This window comes from Flavobacterium sp. UBA5153 (genome assembly GCA_002413745.1).
GTDB lineage: Bacteria > Bacteroidota > Bacteroidia > Flavobacteriales > Flavobacteriaceae > Flavobacterium.
The window spans coordinates 1-13501 of sequence record DHXP01000027.1 but is presented as its reverse complement, the minus strand read 5'-3'; the positions used below and the strand labels follow the sequence as shown (position 1 = coordinate 13501).

Sequence of the window (13501 nt, the reverse complement as noted above, 5' to 3'; positions counted from 1 at the left end):
ATTTTAAAAATCGGTTTCTATAGTTGTGTTTATGATTATTTTCCATCTGTTATCTGTTGGCAGCTTGTTTTTAGTTCCGGAAGCTTTTAACGGAATTCGGAATAAATTTTTTTGATGTTCGGCTAATTTTTGGAATAAAACCTCTGCGAGGGTTTCTTGTTCCAGCACTTTTTCCCATATATATCCTAAACGTTGCCAAGCAGAAACGGGTACGTGATTTATTATTTCGGAATTTATTTGTTCCGGAGTAATCTTCTCAGACAATTCCTCGAGTATGGTAGTCGCTCTGTTGAGACCGCCAATTTTCTTTTCAAATTGTATCAGGTCTGTAGCGGTTAGTAAAGGATTTGATACTTTTAAATAACCCATTTCTGTTTTGATATCCACCAAGAATTTTGGATTGATTTCGGATATACTGATGTAATTTATTTTTTGCCCTTTTTTACTGGTAGGCCGCATTGTAGGCATTATGGTAAACACAAAAAACTCCTGTGGTTGTTGGTGCGCTGCACCGTGAAAAGCTGCGGCATTCAATAAACCCACATAGTATGGTCTGTTTAGGTATTTCATTAATCCATCTACATACAAATAGGGAGGAAGGATTCCTTTGGATTGGTATTGTGGCGGAATTATTAGATAATATCCTTTGATTATGGAGATAATGGTTCCTTTTGAAGTTAATCGCGATAATGCCCTTTTTACACCAATAGCGGTATAACTTGGCAATTCTTTTTCAAGGAATTCCAAAGCAAAAGCATTTTTGCCTACCGCTTGTAATTTTTCAATCCAAGTTTGAATATTTATGTCGACTATCTCGTTCATTAAAAAGTATCTTTTTGCGAAAGGTACCGTTTTTTGGTACTTATCGCAAAGATTTTATTCAATTATTTTGTTTTTCCATTCTTCCATTGGAAGAAAATATTGTATTCCTTTCGATTTTTGTTGGAAGTTTAATTGATTGGCCGGGTTTTGAATGCGGAATAATTGGGGCGTGCTTTTGCAACTCACCACAATATATAACCAAGCTGCATCACCCAATTGTGCCAAACGGTTCATTTCGTTTTCTGATAACATCACGCTGCCGTCATTTCCACTTCGTCCTTTAACTTCAATATAGCGCTTAATTTCCACTGGGCTTACGCTTCTAATGTCGTAACCTTCATTATTTGCCGAGACATCTTCAGGTTTCCAATATTGGCTAATTTCATAATCCATCACTGTTTTCATCGCTATTGCTTCCGCTTCATCGTCACGACTCATTCCATAATGTCCTTGGTATTCTACTTGTGTTAATGGAACAACAAAAGCGCAACCTAAAATTTCAGGCGCTTTGGGGCTTAATTGCCCCATTAAGTTTAATTGCTCTAAACGAATTTGTTTTTTTAAAATTAACTCATTCACGCGATCCTGTTTTTTTCCTATTTTCTCCTGTACTTTATAATCACCAAAAAGTATTTTTTTTTGTAATTCCTGAATTTCCGATTGCAAATCCATAATCACATGGGTAAAAGAGGTTTCTAAGTATCCTTTTCTGTCTGACGTATCTTTTTGAACGTGTTTTTCTGTATCACTCAATTGATTCATAGTGATGTTTTTAAAACTCCATTCAATAACTTCATTGGCTATCACAACTTCTGGAGGCGTAATTGGTTTTGTAAATTCAGTTGGTGGATGTAAATCAATAAATTTGGCTGGAGATGTTACACGAAACTCAGTATCAGCCAATTGATAAACCATCATTAAACGTTCATCTACAATACTGTCATCTGTTTTTGTTTGTCTGTTGTCGATAATTTGAGATTTAACAAAAAATGCAAAATACGGCTCTTTATCATCTGGCGAAATGAGCACCGTACCTTTTAGCATATCTTCGCGATAGGTATTTCTTACCACTTTCACCAAACTGTCAAAAACAGGATTTCCGGGATTAATGTAATGAACCGTGCCCAAATCACCCAAGGCTTGATAATCAAGAAATATCTGCTTATCGAAGCAAAATTTGATTTTCTTGATGTATTGCGGATATATGTTGTGGTCTTCCCTTAAAATTTGGGTAACACTGTCGGGCAATGTGTCTATTTGATAAATGAAATTTCGAAGTTCCGTAAATTTACCCCCTAATTTTAAGAATGCTTTTTCAAAGAATAAGCGAATATAAATGGGTTGCAGTCGCTTTTCATCCGAGTTTTCTTTGAGTATTCTTGCTTCTTTAAAGTCAATTGTGCTGTGTGCTAATTTTTCCTTTTGTTCTTTTATTTTTTCAGCAAATTTTAACTTAAGGGTTTCATCATCTTGAGCAAGAAATATGTCTAAATCAGTTTCCTTTCCATTAAAAACAGAATCAATGATATGATCTAATTTAACATTTTCTAAAACATCCTGAATTACATCGTAAACACGGTCGTCTCCAATTCCTTCCCGAATAATATCGAGTTTTGTGAGCAAGCGTTCCAAAACTTTACCTTCTTTGGTATTATTAGCCACCATATTAAAAACCAATACATCTTGTTTTTGACCATAACGATGGATTCGTCCCATTCGTTGTTCCAATCGGTTAGGATTCCAAGGTATGTCCCAATTGATTAGTAATCTACAAAACTGTAAATTGATTCCTTCTCCGGCAGCATCAGTAGCAATTAAAATTTGGGTATCAGGTTCTGCAAAAGCTCTTTGAGCTATTCTTCTTTCATCAACATCTTTTCCACCGTGTATGGTGACTACATTATATCCACCACTTTTTGAAAGCCTGTCTTCAAGATATAGCAGGGTATCCTTGTGTTCCGTGAAAATAACCAGTTTTTCTTTATTTTCTAAAACACCATTCGATTTAAGAAGTTCTTCTAATTGTTGGAATTTTTTCTCCGATTGCTTCCGGTTATACAAAGTATTAGCCATTTCATATAATGACTTTACTTCCTTAGCCTCTTGCTGGATTTCCTGTAAGCTTTTGGCTGTCGTGAATAATTTGAATTGACGAGGATTTGATAAAATATTCTCCAAGGCATCTCTTTCATCATCTTCTAATTCCTCAAAATCTTCAATGTCATTTACATCAAAGCCTTCCAGTTTATGCCTTTGACTCCATAAATTTGGATTTTTATTTGTTTCATCAACAATTCCTTGTAATGCTTTCCATCTGCGTTCTAAAGTGTTTTTTATAGCAAATATAGAACTCACTAATCTTCGTTGCATTACTGTTAAAGCTAAGGAAACGTGTATGTTTTTACTTTCAGAAGCTTCTTCTTTTTTAACAGTTAGATATTCTGTTACAGCATCGTACAGTTCTTTTTCTTCGAAAGTTAATTCATAAGCAACTGTTTTGGTATATCTGTTTTTAAACAAGGGTTGGCCTTGCCAGTCTTTCATATCTTCCTTCAATCTTCGAATAAAGAATTTATTGATACCATTATGCTCTAATTCTTTAATCCTCATTGAAGCAATATCATCCGTAGCAAAAATATCCTCATCCAACAGTTGTAATAATTTTTTGAATGTATCTTTTCGACCTCTATGGGGTGTTGCCGTAAGCAATAATAAATGTTCGCATTGATGGGATAAAGTATAAGCTGCTTTATACCTTTGAGAAAGGTATTGCTTATGACCATAATCGTAAGCGGATAATTTGTGGCATTCGTCAAATATTATTAAATCCCAATGCGTATTTCCCACAACATTCAAAACATCTTCCCTGCAAACAAAATCTATTGATGTAATAATTCTATTTGCTGAATGGAATACTGTTGGGTCAGCAGTAAAAGAATTTCTATTGACTAATGTAAAAGGAATATTAAATTTTATACTCATTTCATCTTCCTGCCACTGCTTAGTTAAACCACCTGGAGTAATAATCAGAATTCTTTCCGCTAGACCCCGCATCATTAATTCTTTAATCAAAAGACCAGCCATAATAGTTTTACCGGCACCCGTATCATCTGCTAACAGAAAACGAATTTTAGGCATTGGAAGTAAAAATTTATATACAGCCTCAACTTGATGTGGAAGAGGATCCACTATACTACAATTTACTGCGAATAATGGATCAAATTGATAAGCAGAATTTATTCTTTCAGCTTCAGCAAAAAGTGAAAACTTAACTGGGTCGCCTTGAAAATTAAAAGTTCCTTCTTCAGTAAGTGCTTCTAACTGTTCAAAAGCAGCATTTGATATTACTTTTGTATTCGTACGGTTTGTGTTAACGCCAGTATATTTAATTGAAACCATCGAGCCAAGAGCTTGTATGTGATTTATTATAACTGGTTCAGAAGGTATTAGATTTTTAACAATGTGCCCTTGATTAATTTTCATTAGTAGAAATAAATGATTAATTTTTAGAAAAGTAAAAACGTAAAACTAATTATTTTAATAGTAATAACCTATTCAATTTATGAACAGGTTATTACTATTTGTTTGTAATTTTGATTTTGTTTTGAAAGCTGATTTACAAAAATAAATTATTAGAATTGTTCTGTTTTACGGGTTTCCACAGTGAGTAAATAAAATTCAAACTACCCGTTCTTCAATCTGTTCGAAATCAAAAGCTTTTCCTTTAAGAGTTGTTGATAATTCGTTATTCTTAGACTTAATTTTTTTGAAATAAGAACTCGTGGGTATCAATAACGGCAGCTCTTCCCATCTGCACTAAATTTTCAGTTTTTTTTAAAAATATCCCCAGTGTTTTTTCATTATAAATCAATTTCATTTCCGAAGAATAATCGGTTACTAAATACATATCACCTTCTAATTTAAAAAAAGGAATTTCAGATTTACCTTTTGCTTTTATTCCTTTATTAACGACAACACCATTAGTTAATACCTCCTTTAGTACCGTATCGCTTTTTTCTTTTGAAGCTACTTTTGCATAGGCTACCATCATATTCAGCCATTCGGTACTATCAATCAAGTACCATTGTACCTTGTTAAAGTCAATGCCTTGATCACTGATCCAACCGTAGCTGGTAAAAGCGAGCAATACCTGCTTTTTACCATCAAGTTTTGGATTATCGGATGGACTAAATTCTTGTATTTTAAAAGAAATAACAGACGTTGCTGACATATCTTTTGTTTTTTTGCCATTGAAATCAAGTGTTTTTAATGAAAAACTATTTAATTCAGGATGATTGGCTAAAACCCATTGGGTAGCGGTCAATTCTGCTCTTTCTTTCATATCCTCAACGGCAGCAATTCCTGCTCCAATGGCTAAAAGACCAGCACCAATAGCGACTGCCGCTGTAGCGCCATTACTTTGCGCTTTTGATTGTTTGGGAACTAATAATGCAATAATAATTAAAACAAGAGTCAATTTTTTCATTTTATAATAAGATTTGGATTAATAATAATCAAATGTAGTCTATAAAATATCGTTTGCATTACGGTTTTCCACATTCTCAATAAATATAAATATTAATGCGACTTCAACGTTTATCATTTGAGTTTATGTTGAAAGCGATGAGGTTGAACATATTTCGCATTCTGGAACGAAGCCGGTTACCATATAGCATTTCGATTTCGGAGGCGGATAGGTTTGAAGTGAGGTGCGTAATGGAATTATTCTCAACAAACTGCTCGTAACGGCTAATCAATACCTCAGCCATTACATTGCAATCGTTTCCAAAATGTTTTATTTGTTGTTCGGCACCTAAATCATCAAAGCAATAGCCCGGAAGTCGTGATTGGTAGTTTTGTTTTAGGGTGTATTTATTGATGGCATCATAGCCACTTTTAGCAAATTCGAAAGAAAGTTCCCGACAGGTTTTGATTTTATAATCGGACAAAGGACTTGCAAATGGTCTTATAAGATGCATTATTGAGGTTTTTCCGCAACCAATTGGACCCGATAATAAAATGCCTTTGGAGAGGTCAATTTGTTCTTTTAAGGCAGTGTTATGGTCTTTTATCATATAGATTACCAATTTATAAATGGTTGGGATGTCCAGTATGTTTATTCTAAAAGTATGTCCATAATGTGCCTTTCCTTGGTAATCAATAAAATCCAAGCATTTGTGAAAATCATAGACCTTGTGATCGTTTTGAATTTCGAAAGTGTCTGTAATTAATTTACAATGGTTCAGCATAATTCTTATAATTTGAAGTTTGCAGGTGATTGGGTTGAGGTATGTTTGATTTTGGTTGGAATTTGTTTTGGTTCATTATCCAGTTTCGCGCTGAAGCTTTCCAGTCTTTCATTTTAGTTTTTCCTCCGACGAGCCAACCAATACTGGAATAATAGTTGAAAAACTTATTGGCTTCGGTTTCAGAACTTTCTTTAAAAGCGAAATACTCCAGTATCATTTCAATAGAAGGTGTGATTCCGTTATTGTTTGCTTCTTCTTTTTTGGCGCAACTTTTTTCTTCTGGAGCTGTATTTGAATTTTTAGAATTTAAAATTTCAGATTTGGTATCTATATCTTTGTTTATAGTGTTTGTATATGTTTTATTATTATCTATATATACCTGTTCATCAACCTGTTCAGTATCCTGTTCATTTTTTAGCCTAGTTTTATTTTGAACTGGTTCAACGTTTTGTTTTTGGTTTGTATTTAATTTTAAATTGTTGTTTTTCAATGTATTATGGTTATTTACTTGTTCAACAACTTGTTCTATTTTTGAATGGGTCAAATTTTGAACGGGTTTATTTTTTGAACTGGTAAGGGGTTCAAATTTTGGTCTGATTTTTAACTCGTCAGAGAAATTTATCATAATGACATTGGAGCAGGAATGTGGGTTGTATGTGGGCATATACTCCATAAAACCAAGTGTTTGCAATTCTTTCATACATTTATGATAAGTTGCTTTAGAATTTATCTTGCTGGCTTTCATAATTTCTTCTCGTGAAATACCAGTAGGATTTTTGAACCTGTTGACGTTCCAACATTGAAAGAGGGACAAATAGAGCGAAATGTGTGTTGGATTTATTGCGTTTTCATTATTGATTTTATTGAAAAATCCAGTGAGGTGTTTGATGTAATTCATTGTCTGAGTATTAAGATGGTTGTATCAAGTATTAAGACTTTTATTATGCAGTCGCAGACTTCACAAGAGCCGTTGCAGTTGTTATCGGTTGTTTTCATCTTATTTTTCCATTAATTTTTTCAAGTCTTCGTATTTATAATAGAGGATGCCACCGATCCTGTTGAAGTTTAGGGTTCCGTTGATGCGAAGATTTTGTAAAGTACCTGGAGAAATTTTAAGGAGTTTTCTAACTTCGGAAGATTTGAGCCATTGTGCAGGTTGTTCTGCTGCTGGTTTACCTGATTGGATTTCGTGCAGTAGTGCATTGCCAAAGTTGAGTAAGTCTCTTTTTGTCACTACTTGGTGGTTTAACAATTCGATGTTGTCGATTTCCGGAAAGAGTTTTTTTGGATGTAAGTTCATAATGAAAGTGTTTGATTTGTTATGAGACAAATTACTTTCATTTGATTGTTTTTATTTCCCAAGTAGTACCCAAGTTGGGTGTTATTAGTCATCAAAAAAAAACAGAACCCTTATGTTTACTGGCTTCTGTTTTTAAATTTTAACATTTGAGAGCTGATTTTTCCCATTTGAATATTTGAGGTATTCAACGTAAAATAGGGGCTTGACAAAGGAAACCCAAGGTGAACCCAATGGGGTATTTTATTGAGGCTTCTTTTTGGAATCTTCGTTATCCATTTTCTCAATCAGTTTATCTGACATCGTGTTTATGAATCTTGTTTTTGAAACTTTTCGAGATTTGATATCCGAGTAGTTTCCATATAGATTGGAATCAATTTCTACATTGAACATTGTGCCTAAAAAAATGGCAAATTCTTTTAAATCAAAATTCCCATTATTGATACAGCCAGTAGCTTGAAATGCATATACGAGTTCTGTCATATCTACTTTTGTACCAGTCCAATTAAATTTGTGTTCTATGTGTGTATTATTAAATTTACTCTTGCCATTGAGTTCATCTAATTTGTTTTCTAGATGATTTGTCAACATATCGTTTGCAATAATTGTAGCCACGTTGAAATCGTGTGAAGTACTTAGTTTGGAGTCAAAATTAATAAGACAGCAATCGTATTTAATTATGTCTTTGTAGCAATGACGTACAAAAAGGTCTTCATCCCTGAAAGATGTTCTCGAACGATAGTATTCATAAAACTCTTTATTGGCTTTAACATATTGATGAATTGTAGCCAGTAACTCCTCGTAATGCTTTCTTTTGTTCTTTTTGCTTGGTGGTAAAGAAGCTTCTAATTTTAAAAGCTCCTTATAAAAGAGGAGTTTTGAAACCATTCTTGGTTTCAACTCTTTGAAAAAATAAATTTCTTCTTGGATCGATAGAAAAACATGTTTTTTTAGCCATTTGTGTATCTCTTTTAATTTCATTTCAATGTAGTGTAAAATATCTAAAGAAACTGTCAAAATATCATCCGAAGCGTTTTTTAATAGTTCATATTCTCTTTCAAATTCGTTAAAATAGTTGATATAATTGACCTCCATAAAATACAAAATGGTTTAAATTGAGAGTATCAAAATAAACCATTTTGTATTAATATAATGTCATACTATTCGCTAAAAAGTTATTAACAGCGTCTAAGCTTAATGAATACTTAACTTTTTCTCGGTTAGCGCCTTGGAAGCTAATTTTGATTTTAAAATCATCATATCCTCGTTGATTTTCTTGTCCAATATTTTAGCATAGTGTTGGGTGGTTTTTAGGCTGGTGTGCCCCAACATTTTGCTGACAGTTTCCAGTGAAACGCCATTGGAAAAGATTTTTATGTTTAGCTTTTATTATTATTCTTTTATTGCGGCTGTCGTCGAAAAACGCTAGAATATGGCAATTAATTATTTCTTATTACTAAACATTGTTTTGTAAACAAATTTGTTTATTTTTGCAATATGAAATCAGAATTAAATCACTTAAAAGGAATTCATCCTGGCTTAGTATTGGAGCGGGAATTGGAAAAACGCCAATTGCGTAAAGGAGTTTTTGCGCTTACTTTGCAAGAGTATCCGCAAACCCTGACTGCCATTACCAAAGGCAAAAGAGGGATGAATACTGCGCTATCCCTAAAAATTGAAAGAGCTCTTGGATTAGAAGAAGGCTTTTTCATGATTTTACAAGTTTATTATGATATTGGGGAAGAAAAGCGAAAGCAAAATAATAAGCTGATTAATTTACCACAATTGAGACCTGTATTGTTTTGGGATACTAAAATGGAATCTATTGACTGGGAAAAACAGAAGAAAGCTATTATTAAAAGAGTTTTTGAACGTGGCAATGAAAAAGAAAAAAATGAAGTTATTCGATTTTATGGTTCTAAAACTATAGATGAAATATTAAATAATAGCTCCCAAAATGCTGTATTATAATACTGTAACGCCTTTATTGCGTAAAATTTTAGAGGAATTAATGCTAGCTGATGTCTTTGCTAGTTTTAGACTTGTAGGAGGAACAGCCTTGAGTTTGTACAGAGGACATAGAATGTCTGTTGATATTGATTTATTTACCGATGCTGAATATGGAACTGTGGATTTTGATGCCATAGATTCTTTTTTACGTTCCAATTATTCTTATGTTGATACGAATGATTATAAAGTAATTGGGATGGGAAAATGCTATTTTATTGGCGATAGTCAAGCAAATTGTATCAAATTAGACTTGTTTTATACTGATTCTTTTATTGATGATCCCATAATAATTGATTCTTTACGTTTGGCCAGTATAGAAGAAATAATTGCAATGAAACTGGATGTTATTTTAAGAACTGGGAGAAAGAAAGATTTTTGGGATATTCATGAATTAAAAGATGATTATTCCATATCTGACATGTTTACTCTTCACGAAAAGCGCTATCCCTATACTCATAACAGATCCGTGTTGATAAACAAGTTTGCTGATTTTGAAAATGCAGACGATGATTTTGAACCCGATTGCCTAAGAGGGAAATATTGGGAGTTTATAAAACTGGATATAATGGATTTTATAAAAGGTATAGATGAATAAAGGGGGCTGAATCCAAACCCCCTTATTTATTGCTTGTAATGCTAACCTATATCTTGGTTTTAATTTGTCCAGAGCTTATTCCCTTACTTTTGAATTTTGATTTTAAAATCATCATATCCTCGCTGATTTTCTTGTCCAATATTTTAGCATAGTGTTGGGTGGTTTTTAGGCTGGTGTGCCCCAACATTTTGCTTACAGTTTCCAGAGGAACGCCATTGGAAAGCGTCACAGTTGTGGCAAAGGTATGTCGGGCAATGTGGAAGGTCAACTCTTTTTTGATTTCGCAAACATCAGCTATTTCCTTGAGATAGGCATTCATTTTTTGATTGGTTAAAATAGGGAGGAGGCGTTTCTCATTTTTGCAAACCGGATGCTCGGCATATTTGTCGATGATTTCCTGTGCCATTGGCAATAATGGAATTTTGGAAGCGGTATCGGTTTTTTGTCTGTTCTTGAATATCCATTTATCGCCATCTATACCCAAGGCAATATTGTCTAGCGTTAATTGTTTGACATCGATATAAGCCAAGCCCGTAAAGCAACTAAAAACGAATATATCGCGAACGAGTTCCAATCGCTCGGAAACAAATTCTTTGTTTATCATTTGCTCTATTTCGGCTTCAGAAAGGAAATCTCGAACGACTTCCTTGATTTTAGCTTTATAATTGAAGAATGGATCCTTGTTCAGCCATCCGTTGGCCAAACACTGGTTGATGATTTTGTGGAAGTTCTTGATGTATTTTACAGCGGTATTATTGGCACATTTTCGTTCGCTGCGCAAGTAGAATTCATATTCGGTTATAAAAGAATGATCTATCTTCTCGATATTGATATCCGTAATATTGTATTTCCAGAAAATAAAATCTTTGGTGTGCTTCAACGAGGTTTCATAGCGTTCCAATGTACCAGGTGCATATTCTTGTCCAACCAGTTCCTTGATTTTGCGATTGTGTTCCTGGAAGATAGGGATCAACATTCGTTCCCGTTCTTTTTTACCGGTTAACTCATTTCTGTAGGAGTCAAAGGTTATTGGGATGTCTTTTTTGATTAAATTTTTCTCCACATTTAAAATCTTTGATTTCAAATTGTCAAGATGTCCATTGATTGAACGAGCTTCTTCCGAAGTCCCTCTCATTTTGGACATTTCGGAGTGCCATTTGTCAGGGTCTACAAACTTGCCGGTGCTGTTGTCTAGTCGTCTACCATTGATGGTAATTCGTTGAAAAATTGGAGCCAAACCTTGAGCATTGACTTTAACTCTTTTTAAATAAAAAAGGATTGAAATTGGATTGTCCATAATTGGTAACCTTTAAGTTAATAGAAATTTAGAAAAACTATCAACACAAAACAAGATGTTCAATGAATGAACCCCTTGTTTTAAAAGGGTTAACACAGGTAGGGGCACAATGTTTTTGAAAATTTAAAGTGCCCCGAATTGTACCCCTTTAGAATGAGAAACTATGAATAATTTGGATAGGGAGTAAATTAAAAAACCCTCTAAATCATACGATTTAAAGGGTTTTAGTGGGTTTTTTGAAATAACCAGCGGAGAAAGAGGGTCTTATTTATTTCAGAAAAATGGCGTAAAATAAGGCTTCGCAAAGCTTTTATTTTAAGTGACACCTCGACTGACACCTCTTAATATGATGCAAATTATATTAAATATCAAGTATTCAAATATAGGGAAAATTAAATGAATTATGAAATATAAAACCCATAATTTGAATAGTTAGCACACCATTTATTGAACTGGTTTGGTTCAAAATTTGAATAGCTATGATTCTGTTTTTATCCAATTATTAAAGGTTCTACTTGTTCATATTTTAAACTGGTGTATTGACAGAACTCTTCTATACTTACAAACTCATTTTGGAGCTTATTCAGCTTTGTTCTGATTGTTTGCAACAATCTAACACTTTGACGATAACTCTTTCCTGTAATGCGTTGTATATCCTTCGGGTAGATACACAACCTCTTGTTTTCGATTTTCATACACTATCTATAGCTTTGACTAGGCTTTGTTATACATGAAACTACTTTAATCCTGTTTATTTCGTGGAATAAAATTAGTAAAAAAAACCTTTCGATTTGCAGTACCAATTTACTTCTATTTTTAATGTGGCTAAATGGTCATTTGTGTCTATTTGTGCCATTTATACCATTGTAGGACATATGGAACAGTACCTTGTTTTAAATTAATGGTTTAAGTGCAATATTTGTCTGGAATTCAATCGGGAGATGTTGCAACGGGATGATGAATGAGGGAATTTCAAACCAATTATTAATTTAAATTTTAGAAATTATGGCAAGGCAAAAAGGCATAATTAAGTTGAAAGGTACTATCGGAGATATTACTTTTTACAAAACCAAAGACGGGCATCTGGCCCGTGAAAAAGGTGGGGTTGACGCAAGCAGAATCAAGAGTGATCCTGCGTTCCAAAGAACGCGTGAGAACGGTTCCGAATTTGGAAGAGCCGGGAAGGCCGGGAAGATTTTGAGAACCTCCTTGAGATCTTTGCTCTTGAATTCTGCCGATGGCAGAATGGTGAGTAGATTGACTCAAGCGATGGTTAAGGTAATCCAAGCCGATATGGTAAGCTTAAGAGGATTGCGAAACGTGATTGATGGCGAGGCGGAATTGCTTTCCGGTTTCGAATTCAACATCCAAGGGAAACTGGGAACCAGTTTATTTGCTCCATTCGTGGGTGCAATAGACCGTGTGACCGGTGAAATCACTGTTGATTTGGATGTTTTTATTCCGGCAAATATGATCGTGGCTCCATCAGGAACCACGCATTATAAAATCATTTCGGCAGGTGCCGAGATTGATTTTGAGGCAGAAACTTTTGTTGAAGCACATTCAGAAACTGCGATTCTTCCTTGGGATGGATTACCAACGGTGGCGATTAGCCATACCAATATGGTAACTCCTGCGAGTACCAAACCATTGTTTTTGGCATTGGGAGTGGAGTTCTACCAAGAGGTAAATGGACAGATGTACGCCTTGAAAAATGGTGCCTACAATCCATTGGCATTGGTTCAGGTGAGCGGCTTGTAAGGTGGTTTTAAAACTATCAAGAACTTATTTCCCCGATGGAACCAATGGTAAACTCGAATGCGAGGGCAAGTTCATCTGTAACACCATTGAATTGCCTTGGAAGAATAACGAAACGAAGGTTTCCTGCATTCCGGAAGGGAAATATTTTATTAAAAGGCGGTACAGCAATAAGTTTAAATGGCATTTGGAAGTTTTGGACGTGAAAAATAGAAGTTTGATTTTGTTTCATCCTGCCAATAATGCCGTGCAAGAATTGAATGGCTGCATTGCTCCAGTGACGAAACTTTCTGGACCTGGTTTGGGTCTAATGTCAAGAAAGGCTAATGCCAAATTAAAAGACTTGGTTTATAAAGCTGTGGATAGCAAAGAAAGTATCGAATTGATTGTTAAATCTTGATTCTCGTTGTAACGGGAATGACAAAAACATAAAAAATGAAAATAGTTGAATGGACATACTAACTTTACCCGCA

At 34.3% G+C, this 13501-nt stretch carries 12 protein-coding genes and 1 pseudogene; 4 read left to right on the top strand and 9 right to left on the bottom strand.

From position 1 onward, the window contains the following. Positions 1-3 precede the first annotated feature (3 nt). From B2145_RS05850 to B2145_RS05815, 8 genes and pseudogenes are all read right to left on the bottom strand, one after another. The gene (locus tag B2145_RS05850; RefSeq protein ID WP_291099547.1) at positions 4-822 is read right to left on the bottom strand and encodes a type IV toxin-antitoxin system AbiEi family antitoxin domain-containing protein; all 819 of its coding nucleotides are present in this window, start codon (positions 820-822) and stop codon (positions 4-6) included. Positions 823-876: 54 nt separating this feature from the next. Continuing rightward, complete coding sequence (locus tag B2145_RS05845; RefSeq protein ID WP_291099544.1) at positions 877-4305, bottom strand: helicase-related protein; 3429 nt, start codon at positions 4303-4305, stop codon at positions 877-879. A gap of 274 nt (positions 4306-4579) precedes the next feature. Then, a complete protein-coding gene (locus tag B2145_RS05840; protein ID WP_291099541.1) occupies positions 4580-5308 on the bottom strand; it encodes a hypothetical protein in 729 nt (242 codons plus the stop codon). Positions 5309-5411: 103 nt separating this feature from the next. After that, positions 5412-6071 (bottom strand): ATPase, encoded by a 660-nt coding sequence (locus B2145_RS05835; RefSeq protein ID WP_291099538.1) that lies wholly within the window; start codon positions 6069-6071, stop codon positions 5412-5414. After that, positions 6055-6969, bottom strand: a complete 915-nt coding sequence (locus B2145_RS05830) for a transcriptional regulator (protein WP_291099536.1) — start codon at positions 6967-6969, stop codon at positions 6055-6057. The genes B2145_RS05835 and B2145_RS05830 overlap by 17 nt, the downstream gene beginning before the upstream one ends. A gap of 99 nt (positions 6970-7068) precedes the next feature. Further along, positions 7069-7371, bottom strand: a complete 303-nt coding sequence (locus tag B2145_RS05825) for a helix-turn-helix domain-containing protein (RefSeq protein ID WP_291099534.1) — start codon at positions 7369-7371, stop codon at positions 7069-7071. A 240-nt stretch (positions 7372-7611) separates the two neighbouring features. Beyond that, positions 7612-8463 (bottom strand): RteC domain-containing protein, encoded by an 852-nt coding sequence (locus B2145_RS05820; RefSeq protein ID WP_291099531.1) that lies wholly within the window; start codon positions 8461-8463, stop codon positions 7612-7614. A gap of 99 nt (positions 8464-8562) precedes the next feature. After that, positions 8563-8733, bottom strand: a pseudogene (locus B2145_RS05815) (site-specific integrase); the annotation flags it as partial. Positions 8734-8865: 132 nt separating this feature from the next. On the opposite strand from B2145_RS05815, the gene B2145_RS05810 reads away from it, so the two are divergent. Beyond that, entirely contained in the window at positions 8866-9339 is a 474-nt protein-coding gene (locus B2145_RS05810; protein WP_291099528.1) for a helix-turn-helix transcriptional regulator, read from the top strand. Further along, positions 9326-9973, top strand: coding sequence for a nucleotidyl transferase AbiEii/AbiGii toxin family protein (locus tag B2145_RS05805; RefSeq protein ID WP_291099525.1), 648 nt, complete (start codon positions 9326-9328; stop codon positions 9971-9973). The genes B2145_RS05810 and B2145_RS05805 overlap by 14 nt, the downstream gene beginning before the upstream one ends. Before the next feature lie 46 nt (positions 9974-10019). Here B2145_RS05805 and B2145_RS05800 read toward each other — a convergent pair whose 3' ends face one another. Then, positions 10020-11270 (bottom strand): site-specific integrase, encoded by a 1251-nt coding sequence (locus tag B2145_RS05800; RefSeq protein ID WP_291099522.1) that lies wholly within the window; start codon positions 11268-11270, stop codon positions 10020-10022. Positions 11271-12275: 1005 nt separating this feature from the next. Here B2145_RS05800 and B2145_RS05790 point away from each other — a divergent pair. Continuing rightward, positions 12276-13031, top strand: coding sequence for a hypothetical protein (locus B2145_RS05790; protein WP_291099517.1), 756 nt, complete (start codon positions 12276-12278; stop codon positions 13029-13031). 1 nt (position 13032) lies between these two features. Next, on the top strand, positions 13033-13428 hold the full coding sequence (locus tag B2145_RS05785; RefSeq protein WP_291099514.1) for a DUF5675 family protein: 396 nt from the start codon (positions 13033-13035) through the stop codon (positions 13426-13428). The last annotated feature ends 73 nt before the right edge of the window (positions 13429-13501 follow it).